The organism is Curvibacter soli, from assembly GCF_029211125.1.
Taxonomy (GTDB): Bacteria; Pseudomonadota; Gammaproteobacteria; order Burkholderiales; family Burkholderiaceae_C; genus Curvibacter_A; species Curvibacter_A soli.
Genome location: NZ_JARGEN010000071.1, coordinates 53078 through 75879, shown reverse-complemented (window position 1 = coordinate 75879; position 22802 = coordinate 53078). Strand labels below are relative to the sequence as shown.

Here is a 22802-nt window from a genome sequence, read left to right as displayed (position 1 = left end):
CAAGCCGGCGGCTCAGGACAGCGGTGGAATGCGCAGCTTCTGGCCGGGGTAGATCTTGTCGGGGTTGCTGAGCATGGGCTTGTTGGCCTCGAAGATCACCGGGTACTTGTTGGCGTTGCCGTAGTACTTGAGCGCGATGGCCGAGAGCGTGTCGCCGCGCACCACGTCGTGGTACTGGGCCTCGGGCGCGGGGGTGCTGACGGCGAGCAGGCTCTCCACTTCCTTCACGCTGGCCACGTTGCCGGCGCAAAGCGCGGCTTTTTCCGCGGCTTCCTGCGACGGGGCCTCCCCTTGCAGCGTCACCTTGCCCGTGGCGCCGTCGAACAGCACGAACAGGCCCGTGATGCCGAGCTTCTGCGCTTCCACGTAGTCGCGGATGGCGTGGGCGGCCTGGGTGTTGAGCGTGTCGAGCTGCTGCTTGGTGGCGGGGCTGGCCGCGGCGGCCTCGACCTCCTTGACGCCGAACAGCTTTTCGCCCGCTTCCTTGATGAAACCGAGGATTCCCATGCGCTTGCTCCTTTTCAGCCAGAAATGAATGGGTGGACGGCACACTGTAGCGCACGGGCGCCGCCGTGAGATGCTGGAGATCGTCAACAATGGTTGGCCCGATGGCGTCCGGAACTGCCTCGTGTCGGGGAGCAGACGCATGCAGCCAAAACCTCGCGGTGCGCGCGAGCATCCCAGCGTTGCCCCCATAATCCAACCATGACCTTCCTGGCCATCGACATTGGCAACACCAGGCTCAAGTGGGCGCAGTACGGCACGTTGCGGCCAGGGGCTGTTCCTCTTGCCCAGGGTGCTGAATTCCTGGAGAACATCGACAAACTGTCCGACGGCCCCTGGTCCGCGCTGGAGCCGCCGCAGCGCATGCTGGGCTGCGTGGTGGCGGGCGACGCAATCAAGCGGCGCGTGGAGGAGCAGATGGAGCTGTGGGACGTGGTGCCGCAGTGGGTCGTCTCCTCGCCCGAGGAGGCCGGCGTGGTCAACGGCTACGACCATCCTTTGCGCCTGGGCACGGACCGCTGGGTGGCGATGATCGGCGCGCGCCAGCGCGTCCTGGCGCGCGGCCCGGCCCGGCCGCTGGTGCTGGTCATGGTCGGCACGGCGGTCACGGTGGAGGCCATCGATACGGGCGGGCGCTTCCTCGGCGGGCTGATCCTGCCGGGCCACGGGATCATGCTGCGCGCCCTGGAGTCAGGCACGGCGGGCCTGCACGTGCCCACGGGCGAGGTGCGCGTGTTCCCCACCAACACCAGCGACGCGCTCACCAGCGGCGGCACCTATGCGATCGCGGGCGCGGTGGAGCGCATGTTCCAGCACCTGGCGCAGCACTGCGCCGCCGAGCCGGCCTGCATCATGACGGGCGGCGCGGGGTGGAAGATGGCGCCGTCCATGACACGGCCCTTCGAACTGGTGGACAGCCTGATCTTCGACGGGCTGCTGGAGATCGCCGCGCGCCGCTTCGGCGCTGCCGCCTGATCTATTCGCGCAACGCGGCCTGCGCCAGTTCCACGCCGATGCGCTCCGTGGCGTCCAGCGGCGTACAGGCGGCGGCCTGCTCGTACAGGCGCGTGGCCTGCGCATGCTGCGATTCGCCTTCGAGCATGAGCAGCGCGCCCGCGTATTCGAGCATGCCGAAGACGGAGCCCGGGTGCAGCGCCAACCCCTCGCGGAACATGCGCAGGCCGTCTTCCTTGCTGGCGCCGTGGGTCATGCCGCCGATCAGCGTGCCGACCTTGTCGATCACCTCCGCATGGTAGGTGCCGAGCGCGAAGCGCGCGTCGGCATGGGCGGGTTCCAGCTCGATGGCGGTCTGCAGCGCCAGCCGTATCCTGCCGCCCAGCCCTTGGGCCAGCGCCTGCGCCACGCTGATGCCCTGGCTGTGGTGCCCGAGCGCGTAAGCCTGCCAGTACCAGCCCGCCGGGTCGCGCGGGTGCTGCTGGGCGTGCGCTGTCGCCCGGTCGGCCACCAGGCGCAACAGCGCATGGCGGGTTTGCGCGTGCCGTTCGACGTAGGCGGCGTGGACGGCGGTTGCCTGGTAGGCCGCATGCACGGCGGCCCCGCCGAGCGCCAGGCCCACTGCGGCGGCTTTCTGGTATTCGCCGCTGTGGTAGAGCGCCCAGGCGCCCAGGACCGCGGGCTCGGCGGGGCAGGGCTCGGCATCGCCCGCGTGCAGGCGCGGCCAGCAGGCGCGCACGCGGTCGGTGTCGAACACGTATTCGCCGGCATAGGGGTATGGCGTCCACTCGGTCATGGGGGTTGCGCTCCTATTTGCCGGGTGGTTGCAGCGTTCCGGGCCGCACGGGGGCTCAGGCCGCCGCTCTTTCGAATTCGCGGGGCAGGCCCGCGCGTGCCGCGGGCGCGAGGTAGGGCGCGAGCAGGTGCAGAACCTGCTGCGTGCCGTGCTGCACGGCCTGCGGCGCGGCGTGCGCTTCGAGCGCACTGCGCGGGTCCAGCACGAACTCGAAGCTGAGCCAGTAGGTGAGCACCATCACCATGGCCGCTGCCGTGGGGGGGATGTCGCGCTCCTGCATCCGCACGGCGCCGGTACGGGCCAGGTTGCCGAGCACGGTGCGCATGGCCGCGTCCTTGTGCGCGAGCGCGGCCTGCACCTGGGCTTCGAGCCGGCGGCTGCCGGCCAGCAGGTCGGCCAGGTTGCGGTAGAGAAAACGGTAGTCCCAGACCAGCCCGCACAGCGCGTGGACGAACGCGCTGGCCTGCTCCATCCCCTCCACCTCGGGGGCGCGCGACAGATGCCGGCCCAGCGCTTCGCCATAGCGAACAGCCAGGGCGTTGATGAGCGCTTCCTTGGAGGGGTAGTGGTAGTAGAGGTTGCCGGGGCTGATGCGCATTTCCGCCGAGATGAGCGTGGTGGACACATGCGGCTCGCCGAACCGGTTGAACAGGTCCAGCGCCGTTTCGAGGATGCGCTCCGCAGTGCGCCGCGGCGCCTTCTTCGCCATGGTGGTATCCCTTTGTCTCCGTGGTGTGTCGTTTTTTCTGCAGGCACCCGTTACGATCCACTCTAACCGAGCCCGGGGCTGCCTCGTACTAGGGTTGCCAGGGGGGCGGGCCGATACGGGGGGCGCAATCCGGCACGGCCTGGGCCTGGGGCCGATGCGATAATCCCCCGCCTCCGTGCGCAAGAAGATTCCCCTCCCAGAACCCCGCAGGAATCCCCCCTTCATGATCCTCGTCACCGGCGGCGCCGGCTTCATCGGCGCCAACTTCGTGCTGGACTGGCTGGCCCAGTCGCAGGAGCCGATCGTCAACCTCGACAAGCTCACCTATGCCGGCAACCGCGAAAACCTGGCGGAACTGGAGGGCGATGCGCGTCATGCCTTCGTGCGCGGCGACATCGGTGACAGTGCGCTGGTGGCCGCCCTGCTGGCGCGCCACCGCCCGCGCGCCATCGTCCACTTTGCCGCCGAGTCGCACGTGGACCGCTCCATCCTCGGGCCCGAGGAATTCATCCAGACCAACGTCATCGGCACCTTCAGGCTTCTGGAGGCTGCAAGGCACTACTGGCAAGCGCTGCCAGCTCCTGAAAAAGCAGCATTCCGCTTCCTGCACGTCTCCACCGACGAGGTCTACGGCACGCTGGCCTCCGACGCCCCGGCCTTCAGCGAAACCAACGCCTACGAGCCCAACAGCCCCTATTCCGCCAGCAAGGCCGCCAGCGACCACCTGGTGCGCGCCTGGGCGCATACCTACGGCCTGCCGGTGCTCACCACCAACTGCAGCAACAACTACGGGCCCTACCACTTCCCCGAAAAGCTCATCCCGCTAATGATCGTCAACGCGCTGGCGGGCAAGACGCTGCCGGTCTACGGCGACGGGCAGCAGGTGCGCGACTGGCTTTACGTGAAAGACCATTGCAGCGCCATCCGCCGCGTGCTCGAAGCCGGCGCGCCGGGCCAGACCTACAACGTCGGCGGCTGCAACGAACGGGCCAACATCGACATCGTGCGCACCGTCTGCGCCCTGCTCGACGAACTGCGCCCGCGCGCCGATGGGCAGCGCTACGCAGCGCAGATCGGCTTCGTGAAAGACCGCCCGGGCCATGACCGCCGCTACGCCATCGACGCGCGCAAGATCGAGCGCGAACTCGGCTGGCGCCCCGCCGAGACGTTCGAGACCGGCATCCGCAAGACCGTGCAGTGGTACCTCGACCATCCCGACTGGGTGGCCCGCGTGCAGAGCGGCGCCTACCGCGAATGGGTGCACAAGCAGTATGTGGAGAGCGCCGCCTGATGGACGCACCGCGCATCCTGCTGCTGGGCAAGAACGGCCAGCTGGGCTGGGAACTGCAGCGCAGCCTGGCGCCGCTGGGCGAAGTCACCGCGCTGGGCCGCGACGACGCGGGCGGCGACCTGGCGCAACCGGGCGCCCTGGCCGACGCCGTGCGCACCCTGCGCCCCGGCATCATCGTCAACGCCGCCGCCTACACCGCCGTGGACCGGGCGGAAAGCGAGCCCGGACAAGCGCACGCCATCAATGCCGCGGCCCCCGGCGTGCTGGCCGAGGAAGCCGCGCGCCTGGGCGCCTGGCTGGTCCACTACAGCACCGACTATGTATTCGACGGCAGCGGCAGCGCGCCCTGGCGAGAGGCCGACGCCACCGCGCCGCTCAACGTCTATGGCCGCACCAAGCTGGAGGGCGAACGGCGCATCCAGGCCGCCTGCGCGCGCCACCTGATCCTGCGCACCAGTTGGGTCCATGCCGCGCGCGGCGGCAACTTCGCCCGCACCATGCTGCGCCTGGCGCGCGAGCGCGAGCGCCTGACCGTCATCGACGACCAGTGGGGCGCCCCCACCGGCGCCGACCTGCTGGCCGACGTCACCGCCCACGCCATCCGCCAACTGCTGCGGCACCCCCAGGACGCGGGCCTGTACCACGTGGCAGCCGCCGGCGCCACCACTTGGCATTCCTATGCAAAATACGTGCTGGCGCAGGCCGCGCAAGCGCAGTATGCTATTAAAATAAGAGCAACCGAGGTGGCGCCCGTACCTACCAGCGCCTTCCCCACGCCCGCCGCGCGCCCCCGCAACTCGCGCCTGGATACGAGCAGGCTGCAAGCCACGTTCGGCTTGGCGCTGCCGCCCTGGCAGGCTGGCGTGGCGCGCATGCTCGCTGAAATTCTCTGCCCCTCTCCATGACCGCACCCGACACCGTCCGCAAGGGCATCATCCTCGCCGGGGGCGCCGGCACCCGGCTGCACCCGGCCACGCTGGCCATCAGCAAGCAACTGCTGCCGGTGTACGACAAGCCCATGATCTATTACCCGCTGAGCACGCTGATGCTCGCGGGCATCCGCGACATCCTGGTCATCAGCACGCCGCAGGACACGCCGCGCTTCCAGCAACTGCTGGGCGACGGCGGCCAATGGGGCATCCGGCTGCAATACGCGGTGCAGCCCAGCCCCGACGGACTGGCGCAGGCATTCATCATCGGCGAACGGTTCCTCGACGGCGCGCCGAGCGCGCTGGTACTGGGCGACAACATCTTCCACGGCCACGACCTGCAGGAACTGCTGGCCGGTGCAGCGCGGCGCTCCGAAGGCGCGAGCGTATTCGTCTACCACGTGCAGGATCCTGAGCGCTACGGCGTGGCGGAATTCGACGCGGCGGGCCGGGTGCTCTCGCTGGAGGAAAAGCCAGCCGTGCCCAAGTCCAGCTATGCCGTCACGGGCCTGTATTTCTACGACCCGCAGGTGGTGGAACTCGCCCGCGGCCTGCGGCCTTCGCCGCGCGGCGAACTGGAAATCACCGACCTGAACCGCCTGTACCTCCAACAGGGCCGGCTCAGCGTCGAAGTCCTGGGACGCGGCTATGCATGGCTGGATACGGGCACGCACGAGAGCCTGCTGGAAGCCGGGCAATTCATCGCCACGCTGGAGCGCCGCCAGGGGCTGAAAATCGCGTGCCCCGAGGAAATCGCCTGGCGCCAGCAGTGGATCGACGCCGCCCAGCTAGAGGGCCTGGCGCAGCCGCTCACCAAGAGCGGCTATGGGCAGTACCTCATGAACGTCCTGCAAAAGAAAATCTACTGAGAGAGGTGCAGCATGCAAGCAACCCGCCTGGCCATTCCCGATGTCTTCTTGCTCGAACCCAAGGTATTCGGCGATGCGCGCGGCTTTTTCTATGAGAGCTTCAACCAGCGCGCATTCGAGGAAGCCATCGGCTGCCGCGATGTCCGCTTCGTGCAAGACAACCACAGCCGCAGCGCCAGGGGCGTCCTGCGCGGGCTGCACTACCAGGTCCGGCAGCCGCAGGGCAAACTGGTGCGCGTGGTGCGCGGTGCAGTGTTCGACGTGGCCGTGGACATTCGTAGAAGCTCGCCGACGTTCGGCCAGTGGGTGGGCGCGCAACTGAGCGAAGCCAACCGCCGCCAGATGTGGGTCCCCGCGGGCTTCGCGCACGGGTTCCTGGTGCTCACCGATGAGGCGGAGTTTCTATATAAAACAACGGACTACTATGCACCCGAGCATGAGCGCTGCATTGCGTGGAATGACCCGGCCATCGGCATCCAGTGGCGCGAAGTCGATGGAGCCCCTTTGCTGTCCGCGAAAGACGCCAACGCGCAGACTTTCCTGAATGCCGAAGTATTCGATTGATATTGGAATTCACTCAAATGGCATTAGCAGAAGGCGAAGAAATGCTCGCGCCTCAAGGAGAGGAAGGAGCGGCCCCAGGCCATGTGCGTATCGGCGAGCTATTGGTGCAAGCGGGTAAGTTGAGCGCGCGCGATCTTGAGCGCGCGCTTTCGGCGCAGCAGGAAATGGGCGGCATGCTGGGTAACGTGCTGGTGCGTTTGGGGGTGGTTGCTGAGATCGACGTTGCGCGCATGCTTGCCGTGCAGTTGGGGTTTCCGCTCGTCCCGGTGGAACATTTCCCGGATCTGATGCCCGAGGTCAATGGCTTGCGCCGCGAGTTTCTGGAGGCAAACACCGCCTATCCGTTGCGTGAGGCCGATGGCCAACTCGACATGGCCATGGCCGTGCCACAAGACGTATTTACCGTTAAGGCCCTGCATTTGGCCACCGGCTGCGTTATTCGTCCTTTCCTGGCACTGGAAAGCGACATCCAGAAGGCGCTTGCCGAGCCCCCGGAGGTTTCCGTCGAGGGGGGCGAAAGCGAACAGATAGATGGCATTGACTCCGATGCAGGGGATTTCGTAGAGCATCTCCGGGACATCGCCAGCGAAGCCCCTGTCATTCGCTTGGTCAACGCCATCATCGGCCGTGTGATCGACCTGCGCGCATCCGATATCCACTTGGAGCCTTTCGATGACGGGCTGCATGTGCGCTACCGGGTCGATGGTGTCATCCATGAAGCGGAAATCGTCCCCCCGCGGCACAGTGCCGCGGTTAACTCGCGCGTGAAACTGCTTGCGCATTTGGACATTGCCGAGCGTCGCTTGCCTCAGGATGGTCGTATCAAGACCCGCGTCAAGGGCCGGGAACTCGATTTGCGCGTATCTACCGTGCCGACGGTGCATGGAGAGAGTGTCGTCATGCGCGTGCTGGACCGCGCCAGCGTCAGGCTGGACCTGAACACCATGGGTTTCGAGCGCGACATTCTGGCGAAATTGGACCAATTGCTGGCCCGCCCATACGGGATTCTCCTCGTCACCGGCCCCACGGGTTCTGGCAAAACGACAACGCTGTATGCCGCCCTGTCAAAATTGAATGCGGACACTCAGAAAATCATCACGGTAGAGGACCCGGTCGAATACCAACTCGAAGGCATCAACCAGATTCAGGTGCACCCGCAGATCAACCTGAGCTTCGCGAATGCGCTACGGGCGATCCTCCGGCAAGACCCGGACATCATCATGATCGGGGAAATGCGGGACGGTGAAACGGCCCAGATCGCCGTGCAGGCCGCACTGACCGGCCACCTCGTGCTGTCCACATTGCACACGAACACCGCCGCAGGCGCTCTGATTCGCCTTCAGGACATGGGGGTGGAGCGTTATCTGATCACTTCATCCGTGAATGGCGTCCTGTCGCAGCGGCTGGTGCGGACTCTGTGCGAATCCTGCAAGGAGCCTGTCCAATTGCCGCCTGAAGTGCTGGACAGCAGCGGACTGGCGCGCCTCGGCGTGCCGGTGCAGACTTATTACCGTGCGCGCGGTTGTGAACATTGTCGAGGCTCCGGCTACCGGGGACGCATAGGAATCCATGAACTGCTGATACTCGACGACCCCATGCGCCGGGCCATCATTGACGGAAAGGACGCCAACACCTTGCACCAACTCGCCGTCAGCGCAAGAGGCATGTTGAACCTGTACGAGGATGGGTTGTGCAAGGTCGCCGCCGGCCTCACCACGCTCGAAGAAATCGCACGTGTCACCCAGGATCAGTCGGATGCCTGAATTCGCTTGGCGCGCAGCTGCAGTTTCTGGGCAAATCGTTGAAGGGCAGTTGAATGCGGCAAGCCCTGCCATGGTATTGAAACACCTGCGGCAGCAGGGTTTAACGCCGCTGCGCATCGAGGCGGCAGCCCAGCGGGTGGGTGGTGAAGGTGCCACGCAACCCTTCGGCAGCGATGCGAACCGGGCTTTCCTGCCAGGAAGAACCACGCGAGGCGGCGCCCGCGGCAGAGTCCAGCCGGCTGATGTGTTCGCCCTGACTGCCGAACTCTCCATCATGCTGCGGGCGGGCTTGGCGCTGGACAACGCGCTGCGCGTGCTCATCGACATGAGCCACAAGGCCAGTGTCGGGGCGTTGCTGGCAAACATTCTCGATTCCGTCAAGGGCGGAACACCACTCAGCCGGGCGCTGGCGAAGCACCGCGACCTGTTCGGCGACTTCTATATCAACATGGTGCGCTCCGGCGAGGCCAGTGGGCAGATATCCGTGGTACTTGAGCGGCTGGTGGAGCACATGGCGCGGCAACGGGCTTTGCGCGACAGCGTCATTTCCGCCACGATATATCCCGCCATCTTGTTAGGTGTTGCGGTCCTTTCCCTCATCGCCATGTTGGGATTCGTCGTTCCGCAGTTCGAAAAGTTGTTCACGGACATGGGGGACGCGCTGCCATTGCCGACTCGCCTAGTGATGGCCATGGGGCATGGGTTCACGCGCTATGGCATCGTGATACTTGTCGTGCTGGTACTGGTTGGCATGTTGGTACGCCGTTGGCTGCGTTCATCGAACGGGCGCACTTGGTTGCAGTCGCGCCTGCTCAATTTGCCGTTGATCGGACGGCTGGCGCTGCGCTATCAGCTCACGCTTTTCTCCCGATCGCTTGGCACTCTGCTGGGCAGTGGCGTGCCCATGCTGACCGCTTTACATATCGCCACCGAGACCGTCGGCAATGTGGTGCTGCGCCAGGCTCTCGGACGCGTCGCGCCCATTGTCAAAGACGGAGGGCGCATGGCCCAGGCAATGGCTGCGACGCATATATTTGAACCATTGGCGGTCAACCTGATCCGTGTAGGAGAGGAAACCGGCCGCATCGGGCCCATGATGCTGGAATTGGCGAACATACTGAACCGTGATGTCGAGATTGGCATCAAACGCATGCTTACCCTAGTCGAGCCTGTGTTGATCCTGGTGCTTGGCGTCATGATCGCCGCCATCATTGTTTCCATACTGCTCGGCATTCTTTCCATCAATGACCTTGCCGTATAACTTTCACCCCTCGTAAGGAACCAACCCTATGGAGACTACGCGCACCCAGCGCATTTCTTCCTCCGCGCGTGCGCGCCAGTTGCGCATCCGTGGCTTCACCCTGATTGAACTGCTGGTCGTGCTGGCGATCCTGACGCTGCTGGCCGGGCTCGTCGGGCCACGCGTCCTCGGTCAACTCGGTGGCGCGAAGGTCAAGACGGCCGCCGTGCAGATCGCGGACATCGACAAGGCGCTCGAAATTTACAAGCTCGACGTGGGGCGCTTTCCCTCCACAGAAGAAGGCTTGGATGCTTTGGTCAAGCAGCCTGGCTCCGCCAATGGGTGGGCAGGGCCGTACTTCAAGGGCAGCGTTCCAACCGACCCTTGGGGGCATCCCTACCATTACACAAACACGGGCGGCACCCTGGAGATTCTTTCCCTTGGTGCGGATGGCGCGCCGGGCGGAGAAGGGGAGAACGCCGATATCCGAAACAAGCAGTAAGCTCCTTGGTTGTCTTTTTGCGCGTGTCGATGGATCATGAACCGATCAGGAGCCTCCATGGGAGGGGTCATGCGTCGCGCCCGTGGGTTTACTCTTCTGGAGCTCTTGGTGGTGTTCGCCATCATCGGCTTGGTGCTAGGGCTGGCACCGATTGCGTTCCAGAAGCTGCAGGAATCAGCGCAGTACCGTGAGACGTTGCGCACAATGCTCAGCGATCTGCGGGTGGCGCGCAGCCGTGCCCTGCTGGAGGGGCGGGAGATCCGCTTCAATCTCGACCTGTCGGCGCGTAACTACGGCATTGACGGGCGGCCGATGAAGCCATTGCCGGCCGTCTTGCAGTTCCATGCCATCGTGGCTGGTATCGAACTTGGGAGTGACGGTAAGGCTGCCATCAGATTCCTCCCCGACGGAGGGGCTACGGGCGGCAGCATCGAAGTGCTCCGCCCTTCTGGTAGCGGGATCCGCTTGCGTGTTGACTGGCTTTCCGGCAGTGTCAGCCAGGAAGCACTGATTCCGTGACCATGGCACAGGCGCGCCGCCGCGCGCAGCGCGGCTTTACCCTCATCGAGCTGGTGGTGGCCTCGGCCATCATGGCCATGGCTCTAGGCATGCTATATCGCGCCTTGGGCGCAAGCGCGAACAACATTGCTCGCGTTGAGGAGTACCAGCGTGCCGCCGTACTCGCAGACTCCCTTTTGGCGCAGGCCGAAACCATCCCCGTGCATGGCTGGAACGAGATGGGCAAGTCAGCGGAGTTCACGTGGCGCGTGCAGACCCAGCCATTTGCCACGACGGTCGCGGATCTGAACGCGCCACAACTGCAACAGGTAGAACTGCAGGTCACCTGGCCCGGCGGCGGCGAGCTGCGCCTGCAGACTTTGCGCCCGCAGCGCAAGCCGGCGCCTGGCGGGGGAGGGCGATGAGCGCCGCGGCGCCCAAGCGCAGGGCTGGAGGCTTCACCCTGCTTGAAGTCCTCGTCGTTCTGACGCTAATGTCGCTCATCATGTTGGCGATGAACTCCGCCTTGCGGACCACCGGCCAGGTGGAAACTCGAATCGACATGCGCACGTCCCGCATCGACCAGTTGCGGGTTGCCGTCGGATTCCTGCGCTCCATCCTTGAGCGGGTCTCCACCCGCAAGTTCACCGCTGCCACGCGAAGCGGCGAGGCGCATTTCCTGTTCGAGGGGGGGGCGAACACCTTGAGTTGGATCGGCGTCATGCCTGCGCGCTATGGTGCGGGCGGGATGTATTTCTTCCATCTCGGGCTCGAGCCCATGGGAAGCGGCGATGACGGGGTCGCCCTGGCGATCCGCTATGCGCCCTGGAGGCTCGATGCGACGGCCTTCCCTGATTGGGCCGGGGCCGAACGCCTCTCACTGGCCGGGGGCATTGAATCCATCACCATCGCCTATCTCGACGCGAACGAGCAGCCGCCTGCCTGGCAGCCGGCATGGCAAGACCCGAAACACCTTCCGGATGCCATCATGCTCAGGGTCCAGCCTGTTGGGGCGAACGAATGGCCTGCCATCATCGTGCCGTTGCGCTCGGTTTCCCCTGACGGTGCGGGGGGGGAAGGCACTGTGGTCGGTGGAGGGGTGGTTCGGCCATGACCCGAACACGGCATTTTCAGGGCGTTGCGTCCCAAGCAGGCTTGGCATTGATCGCCGTGCTGTGGATCATTGCCGCGCTCAGCCTCATCACGCTGAGCATAGGGGGCGTCGTGCGGGACGAGGCGCGTCTGGCCCAACTGGCCCGGCAAGGCACGCAGGCCGGGGCGCAGGGCGACGCGGCCATCATGCTGGTATTGCAGCAAATGTCTGCCCAGCCGCAAGTGCTTCGGCTCGACCGGCAGACGAATCTGAACATCCAGTACATGGGCAACAGCATTGCCGTGCAAATCACGCCGCTCAATGGTCTGGTGGACATCAACGGCGCTCCTGAGCCGCTCCTCGTGCAGATGTACGCCACAGCCGCCGGCGCGGACCCGCAGACCGCCGCCGCGCTCGCGCGCGCGACCATCGAATTTCGCACGCAGAAGAACGGGCAGGGCGCCGCACGGAACTTCGACGTCGTAGAAGATCTATTGCAAGTTCCTGGAATGAGCTATGCACTCTATGCACGCGTGGCCCCATGGATCACGGCCGACCTGCGCGGCACCGGCAGAATCAATCCATTGGCGGCCCCCAGGGAAGTGCTGTTGTTCTTGGCCCGTGGCAACGCCGCCCTTGCTGATAGTATTGCCCTCAGCCGCGAGGCGGGGCAGCCCGGCGTGGACACTACGGCACTGGACGGCAGCTTCCTGGACCACACCGCCTCACGCCTATTTCGACTTCAGGCGCGGGTACCGGTCCCTGGCGGGGGCGGCCAACTGGTATCCAGGACGATCACATTGGATGGCAGCACCCGTGACGGCCGGCCGCCGTGGCAGACATTGCATGCCGAACGACGCATAGACCCCGGTATGGCTAGGCCATCCAATTGACGACAGACATGCCATCCATCGATTTCAGCACCCAGCTTTTCGGTCTCGATCTGCGCCGACTCTGGCGCGACACATGCAAGGCATGGAGCAGGTTGCTCCAACGGCCTGCACTGGATTGGCTCGCCCCCCCCATCACCGTGCTGCTGCATAAGCCCGGCGGTACCGAACTCTGGCAGGCCATCGGCAAAAATCTTGCACCCGCGCGCGCTGCACGCCTCGCGCAAGTTCAGGCCTGGGCGATGGAAGTGCCGGATGACCGCGTCCTCTGGCGCCGCCTCACCATGCCGTCCATGCCTGCGGCCGAAGTGGCCAACGCCGTTGCCCTGGAGGCGGATAACGCCAGCCCCTTCGCACGCGAAGAAACTGCGCTGGGCTATATCGTCGCCACCGAGGCCGGCCAGCGTGGCCTGCGCGTGGACCTCGCCCTGGCCTCGCGCAGGCAAATCGACCAATACATGCTTGTCCAGCGGAAGGAACCCGGCTCGATCATGGCCGCACTCCCGCCAGAGGCATGGGCCATTGCGCAAGACGGCCGCCCCGTCGTACTCAGCGGTTTTGGCGAAGCCCTGCGCGCCCGGCTCGACGCGCGCGGACGCCGCATCGGCTACGGGCTGCTGGCCGTCGCAGTCGTCTTGGTGCTGGCCATCATGCTCACCCCGGTCATTCAATTGCGCCACCGCGCCATCGAAGCCGTCAACCGTTTCGACGACCTGGTGGCTCGCACCCAACCCATCGTGCAGCAGCGCAGCGAACTTGCGCAGGGCAACGAACAATTGGCCGACGTCGGCACGATTTTGGCTGTGCGCATCGACCCCCTGCGCATCATGGAGCGCCTCACCCAGGTTTTGCCCGATGACACCTATCTACAGTCCGTCAGCATCCAGGGCCTGAAAATCACCATGTCTGGCCAGACCGCCAATGCTGCGGCCCTCATGCAGCTACTGAGTTCGCAGCCGGACTTTCACGACGTCAAAGCTCCCTCTGCGGCCACCCGGCCGTTGGGAGCGCCCAAGGAAACATTCAACATCGAACTAAAGCTGGAACTGACGCAGCCCACAGCCCCGGCGCAGGAAAAAACGCCCTCCCGCGCCCCTTGAGCGTCCCCGCCCCCATGAGAACCCTACTGAACCGCGACAACCTCCTCGTGGCCGCATCCCTCGCACTGCTGCTGGTTCCTCTGGCGCTGTGTGCGGGCTACGTTGCGCAAAAATACACTTGGGCACAGTCGCGGCTAGACGAGCTGGAGCCGCGCTATGCCCGCCTCCAGGGCTTGAGCGAAAGCCGCGACGCCATCACCCAGGCCAATATCCAGACCCATGCAGTTCTGGCCCGCTACGTCTATCCGGCCAGCCAAGACCCCACCCAGGCCGGCAACGACGCGCAGCAGCGCATCCGCAACGTCTTCTCCGCCGCTGGCCTGCAAATCGTCAGCAGCCAGGTTCTGGCGTCCACGAACGAGAAGAACTTCGACCGCATACCGCTGTCCGTGCGCACCGAAGGCGACCTCCTCGCCCTCCAGAGTGCACTCGCAGTGCTCTCAAGCCAGAGCCCGGCCATCATCGTCAACGGCCTCAACATCCAGGCCATCGGCGCGGTCAAGGCCGATGTGCCTCAGAAACTAGCCGGCCAGTTTGACCTTTTCGTGCTGCGTGCCAAATCATGAGGCGCTACATCAAACCCGCGCTGCTCGTACTCAACCTGGCACTGCTGCTGGGGCTGGCTGCGCTGTGGCTCTGGCCGGATGGACGACTGCGCAACATGCACTGGCAGCCTCCTGCCGCGCAAAAACCCGTGTTCTCACCGGTCGCTGACATGGCCCCCGTCGCGGCGAGCACCTCCAGTTTCGTCGTCACGCTGGACCGCCCCTTGTTCTCGCCCTCGCGCCGCCCACCGCCTCCACCGCCGCCGGCAAACACGCAGGCCGAATCTGACCCGCTGGCTGACATCCGCCTCTACGGCATGTATGCGGGCGGCGAGGCGGGCGGCATCATCGCCAGCATCGGCGGCAAAAACAAGCGCGTACCTCTGGGTGGCACCCTCGGGCCCTGGACCGTCCAGTCCATCGCGGGCCGTGACGTTGTATTCGCTCGTGGTGGGGAAGTGCGCGCCATGCACCTCTCCTACGCGAAAATGGCGACCCCCCCGCCCCCCGCAGTGGCCGCGGGCACTGCCAAGCCGCCGGCCGTGTCTGGTGCGCCCGCTGAACAGCGGGCCGCCGCCGGCGGCGGCGGTGGTGGTGGGGAACAGCAGCGGCAGGAGATAGAGGAGCGTCAGCGCGCCACTCTTCAGCGACGCAACGCATTGCGGGCTGCGGCCGGCCTGCGTCCACTCAATTGACATCCAGCGAACTAGACAGAATGACATTCAAACGCACCATGCTTGCCGCCATAGCCTTGGCTGCTGGTTGCCACGGGGCCTGGGCCCAGCAGGAAAACACCGATGCGGCGGCATCCTCCGTACCCGCTGGACAAACGACACCGCGCAAGCCGCCCGCCTCAGATGCGCTGGGTGACCCGCAGCCCCCCGCGCCGGTCGGCGAGCCGCGCATCATCCGAGGCAGCGACCAGGTCATTGCTGCGCCCAAGGGCGGCGTGCCTGCCATTGCCGGGGCGCCCAGCACCTTCAACTTCGAGGAAGCTCCCATCGCTGAAGTGGCCCGTACCATTCTGGGTGATATTGCCAAGGCCGATTACGTGCTGCACCAGCCCATTGCGGGCAGCATCACCCTCTCCACCCGCGCCCCGGTATCGCCCGACCAGGCGGCTTTCCTGCTCGAAAGTGCGCTACAGGCCAATGGTCTGGCCATGGCGCGCGATGTACGCGGTACCTATCATGTGGGCAAGCCAGAGGTTCTCAAGGGCATTGTCCCGGGTGTCCGCCAAGCCGTCGCCAACACCCCGCTGCCGCCGGGAACCGGGCCCATCATCATCCCGCTGCAATACATAGGCGCGGCCGAAATGGCCATCATTTTGCGCCCCTTGGCTGCGGCTGATGCCATCTTGCGCGTCGACACCGTGCGCAACCTGCTTATCATGGTGGGCAATCGCACCCAGGCTGAAGGTTGGCTGGACATCGTCTCCACATTCGACGTCAACCTTCTCAAGGGCATGTCCGTGGGAGTGTTCCCACTTAAGTACATCACGGCCAAGGAAGTCGAAGCGGCTCTGCAACTCATGGGCTCGGGCGGCACAGCCCCAGCCAAAACCAGCGGTAGCGCGCCGGCCGCTGGTGCTGCTGCGGCAAGTGGGGGGGGCGCTGCGGCCGCGGGCGCGGGCGCTGGCGCGGGACTGTCCGAAACAAATCCTTTGTATGGCGCCCTGCGCATCCTGCCCATCGAAAGAATCAACAGCGTGTTGGTTGTTACTCCATATGCCGCATACCTAGACGAGGCTCGCAAGTGGATCGAGCGCCTCGACCGTCCCAGCGACAATGGTTCCGAGCCGCAGTTGTACGTCTACCCCGTGCAAAACGGAAATGCGAGCCATCTGGCGAGCGTGCTCAATGGGATCTTCGGCTCCGCCACTGCGGCCCAGGGCGCTAGCGCCAATACAGGCGTCGCCCCTGGTTTGACGCAAAGTATGGGCAGCACTTCCGGCTTCGGCAACTCGTTAGGCGCCAGCACGGGCGCGTCGTCTTCGGCGCTGTCCATGGCGCTCGGCATGGGTGGCTCCCCGTCCTCCGGCACATCCGCCGGCAGTGCCATGCAAAACGGCCAGAATGCCCCGCGCGTCACCGTCGCCACCTATGGGCAGAATCTACGCGTCGTTGCCGACGAGGCAAACAATGCCATCGTCATTTATGGCACCAAGGCAGAGTACGCCAAGATCGAAGCTGCCATGCGGCGTCTGGACGTGCCCCCTACCCAAGTGCTGATCGAGGCCAGCATCATCGAGGTCACGCTCAACGACGAACTCCGATACGGCTTGCAGTGGTTCTTTAACAACGGGGCTCGCAGCGGCTACTCGGGCTCCGGCACGGTGGGGCAGCCTGCTGCCAATGCCATGGCCGGTGCCAGTGCCGGATTCGCATATACGCTTTTCAACTCGCTGGGCAACGTGCGTGCAACGCTCAATGCCCTGGCCGACAAGTCTCTGGTGAAGGTGATCTCCAGCCCCTCGCTCATGGTGCTGGACAACCAGCTCGCCACCATCATGGTCGGCAACCAGCAGCCCATCAAGACCGGCGAGACCAGCTATGTGGGCAGCACCAACGGCAACATCACCACCACTTACCAGTACAAGGACACCGGCGTCATGCTCGGCGTGCTGCCATCGGTGAACGCGGGCGACATGGTCACCATGCAGATCAGCCAGACCGTGACCGACGTGGGCGATGCGGACAGCACCACCGGCCAGCGCGCCTTCCTGCAGCGCCAGATCGCCAGCAAGGTGGCGGTGCGTTCCGGCGAAACACTGGTGCTCGGTGGCCTCATCAAGGACAACACCACCAACGGCCGCGCCGGCGTGCCTTTTTTGCAGGACATCCCTATCATCGGCAATGCATTCGGCTCCACCACGGTGCAGAACGGGCGCACCGAACTGCTCGTCATCATCACGCCGCGCGTCGTCCGCACCGATCAGGACGCGCGTGCCGTCGGCGGCGAACTGCGCGAGGGCATGCGCGCGCTGTCGGAATGGCGCGGCCTGCAACGCGGCGCCATTGCCGCGCCCGCCCAGTCCGTACCGGCTCCATGACGTTCCACCATGTCTTATGTTTATGTACTTGCAAGGTCGATCAGAAAGAATATGAACCATCGAATTCACAGAAACCTGAACTCCGCATCGGGCGCCGCCCATGCGCTCCTGCTGGCGCTTGCCTTGGCCGTGGCGGGCTGTGCTGCCCAGCAGGGCGGACAAGCCGCATCGGACGCGGCAGCGTCGGTCGTTGCGCAAACCCCCGAGCAGCTTGTCGCCGCGCGTGCCAACGCACGCTGGAAAGCGCTCGTCGCCCGCGATTTTCAGGCCGCCTACGGCTTCGCGAGCCCTGGCTACCGCGCGCTCACCAGCGTCGAGGGCTACACCAGCCGCAGAGGAACCGCTGTGAAATGGATCGGGGCGCAGGCCGTCAAGGTCGAGTGCAGCAGTGCCGAGCGTTGCGTCGCCACGGTGCGAATCCAGGCCCAGCCATTCCTGGGCACCCGATTTGGCGATACCATCACCACCCATGTCGAAGAGACCTGGGTGCGCGAGAGCGACCAGTGGTGGATAGCCGAGCGGCTGTGACGCATGCCCGCCGCAATGTCTGATGTGATGTGTACAAAGGGGTATGCATGCATGCCCTGCAAACTGCCCAGGGAGGCGCCTATCGAGTAGGGAATCAGTGGCCTATGTTGTCAGTTGCCAACATTTTCGCGAAATGGCCTATTTGCTTGAGTCTGTGGGCGTTTCAACATGCTAGTATCACAAGGCGTAATCAACCTCTTTCAGTTGCGCCAAACAACTTTTTTACTGGAGTATTTATGAGAAAAAATGTTCTCGCCAAGAGCATTGCAGCAGCCGTTGCCGGCCTGGGCCTCGTGAGCGGCGCCTATGCCATCACGGTCGCAGATATCAGCGGCACCGCAACGGACCTGCGCCTGAGCACCTCGGGTACCGGCCACTCGCTGTTCGTGCCCTACTTCACCACGCAATCGGGCAACAGCACGCTGCTGAGCCTCGTGAATACAGATACCACCAACGGCAAGGCCGTCAAGGTGCGTTTCCGCGGCGCTTCCAACTCTGACGATATTTTCGACTTCCAGGTGTTCCTGTCCCCTGGCGACGTGTGGACGGCCAACATCAGCGCCAACTCCGATGGCCTGTCGTACCTGACGACCGCCGACAACACCTGCACCAAGCCCAGCAAGGCCACGCTGAACAGCACGCCGTTCATCACCTCCCGCCTGAATCCGCTCGCCACCACGGCGGCCAAGGCCGCGGGCACGCGTGAAGGCTATGTCGAAATCTTCAACATGGCTGACATTCCTCCTGCTGCGGCATTGTTTCCGGCAATCAAGCACGTCGCTGGCGTGGCTCCCTGCGGTTCCGCTACGGGTACCGCTCTGACGGCGTGGACGAGCCTCGATACGAACGCTAGCCTTGCCACTTACACTGGCGCCACTATCGGCCTCGCCAACCCGACGACGGGTCTGCTGGCCAACTACACCTACATCAACGTGCCGAAGGCGCTGTCGTGGACGGGTGAGGCCCAGGCGGTGGAGGCGGTTGATGCCACCCCTGCATTGGCAACCGGCAACATCGTGTACTTCCCGCAATCGGCCGCGCCTGTTCCGGTGGCTGCCGCTGTCGGTTTCACGGCTGACCCGCTGCTGGCCACGGGCATTGTCGTCGCCGGCATGTACGACCTGCCCGACATGTCCACGCCTTATGCCGGCGGTGTTGGCGTTACTCCTTCCGCTCAAGCCATCAACTTGACCGCTGCCATCGCGGCGACGTCGGTGATCAACGAATTCGTCACGGAACCCGGCATCTTCGCGGAAACGGACTGGGTGTTCTCCATGCCCACCCGCCGTTATGCGGCTGCGGTCAAGTATGCACCGCCTATCTCAATTGTTCAGAATCCCTTGAACATTACTTATTTCGATGTGGCCACCAACCTGACCCTGACGGGTGACCAGATTTGCGTGACGGGCTTGTCCACCCTGCCTGCTGGCGATGGCGCGACGCTCAACCAGGAAGAAGGCTCTCTGGCTTCCAGCGAAGAAGTCGTGATCTCCCCGGGCCTGCCGGCTGCTCCGCTGACGTTCTGCGGCGAAGACAGCGTGCTGAGCTTCAACAGCGGCCTGAGCGAATCCGACCCGACCCTGGTGCTCGGCGCTACCGTGGCGAAGAAGGCGATCGACCTGCCGTACACGAACGGCTGGATGAAGATCGCCACTCCTGGTGCTACGCCGGGCGTTGGCCTGCCGGTCATCGGCAAGTCCTTCATCTCGGCGTTCAACCCGAGCGTGTCGGCGGGTACGGCCGGCAACTTCGGCATGGGCTGGGCGCACCGCTACACCCGTCCGTAATACGTACGGAATGTGCAACTTCGGTTGCATTGCTTGAAGGGCGGGGTCATGCTCCGCCTTTTTTTTCTGTAAAGTTGTTTGTTTTCAAAAATGCCGGGAAGGTGGTTAGCGCCGCCTTCCCGGCATCTTTGCAACGTCGTTTGATTTTTTGAGCAGGACGATGAAGGTTTTTTCTCACGTGGATAGGTGGGGCGCAGGGCGCGGCTGGCGCGCGGCCTGGCTGTCGGCCATGGTGCTGGGTGGCGCGGCCATGCCGTGCTCCGCTGGTGCGGCCGGCGTGCCTGATGGCACGGTGGTGCTGGCCCGCGAAGGCAAGGTGTATGTGACGGCGACCGATGTGCTGGCCGATGTGGAGCAGCGTGTGCCGCCCACTGCACGGGCCAAGGTGCTGTCGAGCCCGGAAACAGTGTCGCGCATGGCGGCCACCCTGCTGGTGCGCCGCGTGCTGGCGGCCGAGGCTGAAAAAGCCGGGCTGCAGGCTGATCCCAAGGTGGCAGCGGCGCTGCAGAATGCGCGTGACAAGATCTTGTTCGACGCCCTGCTGGAGCGTGGGGATGCCGATGTGCAGCCGGGCGAGAGGGCGCTAGACGACTACGCCCGCAGTCAGTACCAGGCCGATGCGAAGAGTTACGCGGTTCCGGCGCAGGTGCGCGCACGCCACATCCTCGTGCGCGGCAGCGATGAGCAGGCGCGCACCAAGGCGCAAAAGCTGTTGCAGGAAGTGCGCGCGGGCGCGAATTTCGCCGAGCTGGCGCAGAAGAATTCCGATGATCCCGGCAGTGCGCAAAAGGGTGGTGATCTGGGCTTTTTTGCTCCAGGCAAGATGGTCAAGCCGTTCGACGACGCCGTGGAGGCCCTGAAGAATCCCGGCGACGTGAGCGGGCTGGTGGAGACCGAGTTTGGCTTGCACATCATTCAACTGGAAGAGCGCCGTCCGGCCAGCAAACGGCCTTACGAAGAAGTGCGCGAGCAACTGATGGCCTCCGCCCTCAAGAAGCTGCAGCTTGAGCATCGGCAGCGCCGTACCGGGCCGGTTCTGGAGCAGGCCATCATCGAGCAGGACGCGGTGGCGCGCTTTGTCGCCGCACAGCAAGAGCCCGCACCGATCCCGAACAAATGACCTTGAAGCCGCATGCTGTTGAGTGACGTTCGCGCGCTGTGGCGCGCGCGCTCTCTGGTGGCGGTGCTCACGCGGCGGGAAGTGCAGGCGCGCTACGCCGGTTCGGCCGCTGGCATGGCTTGGGCCTATGCGCAGCCGCTTTTGAGCATTGCCGCGTATTACCTTGTGTTCGATGTGGTGTTCTCCATGCGCGTGGGCGGGGCGCATGCTGGCGGCTCGTCCCGCCTGGGGGTGTATCTGATCGTCGGTTCGCTGCCCTGGATGGCGTTTTGCGATGCCATTGCCCGCGGTACGAGCAGTTTGGTGGATGCCGGCGCGGTGCTGCAGAAAAATGCCTTGCCGCCGGTACTGTTTCCCGCGCGCACGGTGCTGGCTACGGCCTGGGTGTATGGGCCGTTGATGCTGTTGCTGGCATTGGCCTATTTGCCCTTGCATGGCCTGCGCGCGGGCTATGCGGCGCTGGCGCCGTTGCTGCTGGGGCAGTTGCTGCTGTCGTTTCTGTTGGCTTATCTGCTGGCGATTTTCGCGGCCGCGCTGCGCGATGTGATCCAGGTGGTGGGCTTTTGGTTGTCGGTGGGTATTTTCATGTCGCCGGTGCTGTTCCCATTGACGTTGTTTCCGCAGGCGTGGCGTTGGGTTCTGTGGCTCAATCCCATGACTCCTTTGGTGCTGGGTTACCAGGCCATTCTGCTGGAAGGCGGGTGGCCGCCGGCAGCGGTATGGCATGGCCTGTTGGCGTGGTTGCTGGCGCTGGGCTGGCTGCTGCGCCTGGTGGTGCGGCGCTGCCGCGATCAGTTGACGGATTGGCTGTGAGATGAGCGATGTGCAGGCGGTGGATGCCGGGGCGTTGCATGTCCAGGGGCTTGGCAAGGAGTACAAGATTTATGCCTCGCCCAAGGATCGCCTGCTGGCGCTGTTGACAGGCCGGCAGCGTCACACGAGCCACTGGGCGCTGCGCGATGTGTCGTTCGCGCTGCGGCGCGGGGAATGCCTGGGCGTGATTGGCGACAACGGTGCCGGCAAGAGCACTTTGCTGAAGCTGATGGCGGGCACGATACAGCCCACGCAAGGCCGTATCGAGCGGGTCGGGCGTGTCACGGCCATTCTGGAGTTGGGGGCGGGCTTCCATCCGGATTTCAGTGGCCGGGAGAATCTGTATTTTGGCGGCAGCCTGATCGGCATCAGTGCCGCGGAGATGGCGAGGCTGGAGGCGGGGATCATCGAGTTTTCCGAGCTGGGCGATGCGATTGACCGGGCGGTGAAGACCTATTCCTCGGGCATGGTGGTGCGCTTGGCATTCGCGTTGGTCACGGCGGTGCGGCCAGAGTTGCTGATCATCGATGAGGCGTTGGCGGTGGGCGATCAGAGTTTCCAGAAGAAATGCGTGCAGCGCATCGAGGATTTCCGCCAGAGCGGCTGCACGATCATGTTTTGTTCGCACAGCAGTTACCACATACGGCATTTATGCGACCGCGCGCTGTGGATGCAGGCGGGGAGGGTGCGTGCTTTCGGTGCAACCGAGGCCGTGCTGGGTGCCTACGAGACATTCAGTCGGCAACGCGGACAGGCGGACGTGGCGCAAGAAAGTGGCGCGAGTCCGTCGAAAGAGCGAGCCAGGGTCGTGCGGCGGCAGGCGGGCGAGGGTTCCCGCGCATCGATTCTGTCCGTGGTGTTGTCGAACCTCGATGAGACGGAAGCGCCGCCTCGGCTTGACGACAAGGACCTGGTGGTCACCATCACGGTCCAGGGTTTTGGCGAGGAGCGGCCGAATATCGGGTTCATGCTGGAGCAGTCGAAGGGGTCGGGCATCACTTCGCTGGCCACGCATGAAGAGGGCGCGGTGCCGACGAGCCTGGGTGAGGGGCGTTGGCGTTCGGTGTTGCGGTTCCCCGATTTGCCGCTGCATACGGGTGAGTATGTCGTCAGCGCTTATCTTTTCGATGCCAGTGGGCTGGTTTTGTACGACTACTGGATTCATTACAAGCATTTCAAGTTTGTCTCCCCGACGCTGATGCCGGGTTTGGTGCGCTTGCCCCATGTGTGGTCGTGAACAAAATGATGTTGGAAT

Annotated in this window: 24 protein-coding genes; 21 read left to right on the top strand and 3 right to left on the bottom strand. The window is 64.6% G+C overall.

The window, feature by feature from the left end; all coding sequences use genetic code 11:
* Window positions 1–12 precede the first annotated feature (12 nt).
* Window positions 13–507, bottom strand: a complete 495-nt coding sequence (lysM, locus tag PY257_RS14630) for a peptidoglycan-binding protein LysM (protein WP_275743127.1) — start codon at window positions 505–507, stop codon at window positions 13–15.
* A gap of 198 nt (window positions 508–705) precedes the next feature.
* On the opposite strand from lysM, the gene PY257_RS14625 reads away from it, so the two are divergent.
* Window positions 706–1479 (top strand): type III pantothenate kinase, encoded by a 774-nt coding sequence (locus tag PY257_RS14625; protein ID WP_275743125.1) that lies wholly within the window; start codon window positions 706–708, stop codon window positions 1477–1479.
* A 1-nt stretch (window position 1480) separates the two neighbouring features.
* Here the strand turns inward: PY257_RS14625 and PY257_RS14620 are convergent, their stop codons facing one another.
* Together PY257_RS14620 and PY257_RS14615 are read right to left on the bottom strand one after the other, a co-directional pair.
* Entirely contained in the window at window positions 1481–2254 is a 774-nt protein-coding gene (locus PY257_RS14620; RefSeq protein WP_275743123.1) for a tetratricopeptide repeat protein, read from the bottom strand.
* A gap of 55 nt (window positions 2255–2309) precedes the next feature.
* The gene (locus PY257_RS14615) at window positions 2310–2963 is read right to left on the bottom strand and encodes a TetR/AcrR family transcriptional regulator (RefSeq protein ID WP_275743121.1); all 654 of its coding nucleotides are present in this window, start codon (window positions 2961–2963) and stop codon (window positions 2310–2312) included.
* Window positions 2964–3186: 223 nt separating this feature from the next.
* Here PY257_RS14615 and rfbB point away from each other — a divergent pair, with 223 nt between their 5' ends.
* From rfbB to PY257_RS14515, 20 genes are all read left to right on the top strand, one after another.
* On the top strand, window positions 3187–4254 hold the full coding sequence (gene rfbB, locus PY257_RS14610; RefSeq protein WP_275743119.1) for a dTDP-glucose 4,6-dehydratase: 1068 nt from the start codon (window positions 3187–3189) through the stop codon (window positions 4252–4254).
* On the top strand, window positions 4254–5159 hold the full coding sequence (rfbD, locus tag PY257_RS14605; RefSeq protein ID WP_275743117.1) for a dTDP-4-dehydrorhamnose reductase: 906 nt from the start codon (window positions 4254–4256) through the stop codon (window positions 5157–5159). Before rfbB ends, rfbD begins: the two co-directional genes overlap by 1 nt.
* Entirely contained in the window at window positions 5156–6052 is an 897-nt protein-coding gene (rfbA, locus tag PY257_RS14600) for a glucose-1-phosphate thymidylyltransferase RfbA (protein WP_275743114.1), read from the top strand. Before rfbD ends, rfbA begins: the two co-directional genes overlap by 4 nt.
* 12 nt (window positions 6053–6064) lie before the next feature.
* Window positions 6065–6616 (top strand): dTDP-4-dehydrorhamnose 3,5-epimerase, encoded by a 552-nt coding sequence (gene rfbC / locus PY257_RS14595; protein ID WP_275743111.1) that lies wholly within the window; start codon window positions 6065–6067, stop codon window positions 6614–6616.
* Between the two features lie 41 nt (window positions 6617–6657).
* Window positions 6658–8379, top strand: a complete 1722-nt coding sequence (locus PY257_RS14590) for a GspE/PulE family protein (protein ID WP_275743215.1) — start codon at window positions 6658–6660, stop codon at window positions 8377–8379.
* Entirely contained in the window at window positions 8372–9640 is a 1269-nt protein-coding gene (locus tag PY257_RS14585; RefSeq protein ID WP_275743109.1) for a type II secretion system F family protein, read from the top strand. Before PY257_RS14590 ends, PY257_RS14585 begins: the two co-directional genes overlap by 8 nt.
* A 28-nt stretch (window positions 9641–9668) precedes the next feature.
* A complete protein-coding gene (gene gspG / locus PY257_RS14580) occupies window positions 9669–10121 on the top strand; it encodes a type II secretion system major pseudopilin GspG (protein WP_275743107.1) in 453 nt (150 codons plus the stop codon).
* 36 nt (window positions 10122–10157) lie between these two features.
* Entirely contained in the window at window positions 10158–10640 is a 483-nt protein-coding gene (locus PY257_RS14575; protein ID WP_345799250.1) for a GspH/FimT family pseudopilin, read from the top strand.
* A 2-nt stretch (window positions 10641–10642) separates the two neighbouring features.
* Window positions 10643–11044 carry a type II secretion system protein gene (locus PY257_RS14570; RefSeq protein WP_275743103.1) on the top strand — a complete coding sequence of 134 codons (402 nt, stop codon included), beginning with the start codon at window positions 10643–10645 and terminating at the stop codon, window positions 11042–11044.
* Complete coding sequence (locus PY257_RS14565) at window positions 11041–11733, top strand: prepilin-type N-terminal cleavage/methylation domain-containing protein (RefSeq protein WP_275743101.1); 693 nt, start codon at window positions 11041–11043, stop codon at window positions 11731–11733. Before PY257_RS14570 ends, PY257_RS14565 begins: the two co-directional genes overlap by 4 nt.
* A 41-nt stretch (window positions 11734–11774) precedes the next feature.
* Complete coding sequence (locus PY257_RS14560; RefSeq protein WP_275743099.1) at window positions 11775–12605, top strand: type II secretion system minor pseudopilin; 831 nt, start codon at window positions 11775–11777, stop codon at window positions 12603–12605.
* Window positions 12606–12613: 8 nt separating this feature from the next.
* The gene (locus PY257_RS14555) at window positions 12614–13702 is read left to right on the top strand and encodes a PilN domain-containing protein (RefSeq protein WP_275743097.1); all 1089 of its coding nucleotides are present in this window, start codon (window positions 12614–12616) and stop codon (window positions 13700–13702) included.
* A 14-nt stretch (window positions 13703–13716) separates the two neighbouring features.
* Window positions 13717–14268 carry a type II secretion system protein GspM gene (gspM, locus tag PY257_RS14550; protein WP_275743095.1) on the top strand — a complete coding sequence of 184 codons (552 nt, stop codon included), beginning with the start codon at window positions 13717–13719 and terminating at the stop codon, window positions 14266–14268.
* Window positions 14265–14942: a hypothetical protein gene (locus PY257_RS14545; RefSeq protein WP_275743093.1), complete on the top strand. Its 678-nt coding sequence runs from the start codon at window positions 14265–14267 to the stop codon at window positions 14940–14942. The genes gspM and PY257_RS14545 overlap by 4 nt, the downstream gene beginning before the upstream one ends.
* Window positions 14943–14962: 20 nt before the next feature.
* Entirely contained in the window at window positions 14963–17299 is a 2337-nt protein-coding gene (gene gspD, locus PY257_RS14540) for a type II secretion system secretin GspD (RefSeq protein ID WP_275743091.1), read from the top strand.
* Between the two features lie 9 nt (window positions 17300–17308).
* Window positions 17309–17827, top strand: coding sequence for a hypothetical protein (locus PY257_RS14535; RefSeq protein ID WP_275743089.1), 519 nt, complete (start codon window positions 17309–17311; stop codon window positions 17825–17827).
* Between the two features lie 236 nt (window positions 17828–18063).
* The gene (locus PY257_RS14530) at window positions 18064–19614 is read left to right on the top strand and encodes a cell surface protein (protein WP_275743087.1); all 1551 of its coding nucleotides are present in this window, start codon (window positions 18064–18066) and stop codon (window positions 19612–19614) included.
* Window positions 19615–19909: 295 nt separating this feature from the next.
* Window positions 19910–20734: a peptidylprolyl isomerase gene (locus tag PY257_RS14525; RefSeq protein WP_275743085.1), complete on the top strand. Its 825-nt coding sequence runs from the start codon at window positions 19910–19912 to the stop codon at window positions 20732–20734.
* A 12-nt stretch (window positions 20735–20746) separates the two neighbouring features.
* A complete protein-coding gene (locus PY257_RS14520; RefSeq protein WP_275743083.1) occupies window positions 20747–21547 on the top strand; it encodes an ABC transporter permease in 801 nt (266 codons plus the stop codon).
* 1 nt (window position 21548) lies between these two features.
* Complete coding sequence (locus PY257_RS14515; RefSeq protein ID WP_275743081.1) at window positions 21549–22784, top strand: ABC transporter ATP-binding protein; 1236 nt, start codon at window positions 21549–21551, stop codon at window positions 22782–22784.
* Window positions 22785–22802 lie beyond the last annotated feature (18 nt).

Bases quoted from the DNA above. Each gene is read 5' to 3' on its own strand.
- PY257_RS14625 (WP_275743125.1), top strand. From the start codon at position 706: ATGACCTTCCTGGCCATCGACATTGGCAACACCAGGCTCAAGTGGGCG.
- PY257_RS14590 (WP_275743215.1), top strand. From the start codon at position 6,658: ATGCTCGCGCCTCAAGGAGAGGAAGGAGCGGCCCCAGGCCATGTGCGT.
- gspD (WP_275743091.1), top strand. From the start codon at position 14,963: ATGACATTCAAACGCACCATGCTTGCCGCCATAGCCTTGGCTGCTGGT.
- PY257_RS14570 (WP_275743103.1), top strand. From the start codon at position 10,643: ATGGCACAGGCGCGCCGCCGCGCGCAGCGCGGCTTTACCCTCATCGAG.
- PY257_RS14530 (WP_275743087.1), top strand. From the start codon at position 18,064: ATGAGAAAAAATGTTCTCGCCAAGAGCATTGCAGCAGCCGTTGCCGGC.
- rfbB (WP_275743119.1), top strand. From the start codon at position 3,187: ATGATCCTCGTCACCGGCGGCGCCGGCTTCATCGGCGCCAACTTCGTG.
- gspM (WP_275743095.1), top strand. From the start codon at position 13,717: ATGAGAACCCTACTGAACCGCGACAACCTCCTCGTGGCCGCATCCCTC.
- PY257_RS14555 (WP_275743097.1), top strand. From the start codon at position 12,614: ATGCCATCCATCGATTTCAGCACCCAGCTTTTCGGTCTCGATCTGCGC.
- PY257_RS14575 (WP_345799250.1), top strand. From the start codon at position 10,158: ATGAACCGATCAGGAGCCTCCATGGGAGGGGTCATGCGTCGCGCCCGT.
- gspG (WP_275743107.1), top strand. From the start codon at position 9,669: ATGGAGACTACGCGCACCCAGCGCATTTCTTCCTCCGCGCGTGCGCGC.
- PY257_RS14515 (WP_275743081.1), top strand. From the start codon at position 21,549: ATGAGCGATGTGCAGGCGGTGGATGCCGGGGCGTTGCATGTCCAGGGG.
- PY257_RS14545 (WP_275743093.1), top strand. From the start codon at position 14,265: ATGAGGCGCTACATCAAACCCGCGCTGCTCGTACTCAACCTGGCACTG.
- lysM (WP_275743127.1), bottom strand. From the start codon at position 507: ATGGGAATCCTCGGTTTCATCAAGGAAGCGGGCGAAAAGCTGTTCGGC.
- PY257_RS14535 (WP_275743089.1), top strand. From the start codon at position 17,309: ATGTCTTATGTTTATGTACTTGCAAGGTCGATCAGAAAGAATATGAAC.
- rfbA (WP_275743114.1), top strand. From the start codon at position 5,156: ATGACCGCACCCGACACCGTCCGCAAGGGCATCATCCTCGCCGGGGGC.
- rfbC (WP_275743111.1), top strand. From the start codon at position 6,065: ATGCAAGCAACCCGCCTGGCCATTCCCGATGTCTTCTTGCTCGAACCC.
- PY257_RS14565 (WP_275743101.1), top strand. From the start codon at position 11,041: ATGAGCGCCGCGGCGCCCAAGCGCAGGGCTGGAGGCTTCACCCTGCTT.
- PY257_RS14620 (WP_275743123.1), bottom strand. From the start codon at position 2,254: ATGACCGAGTGGACGCCATACCCCTATGCCGGCGAATACGTGTTCGAC.
- PY257_RS14615 (WP_275743121.1), bottom strand. From the start codon at position 2,963: ATGGCGAAGAAGGCGCCGCGGCGCACTGCGGAGCGCATCCTCGAAACG.
- PY257_RS14520 (WP_275743083.1), top strand. From the start codon at position 20,747: ATGCTGTTGAGTGACGTTCGCGCGCTGTGGCGCGCGCGCTCTCTGGTG.
- rfbD (WP_275743117.1), top strand. From the start codon at position 4,254: ATGGACGCACCGCGCATCCTGCTGCTGGGCAAGAACGGCCAGCTGGGC.
- PY257_RS14585 (WP_275743109.1), top strand. From the start codon at position 8,372: ATGCCTGAATTCGCTTGGCGCGCAGCTGCAGTTTCTGGGCAAATCGTT.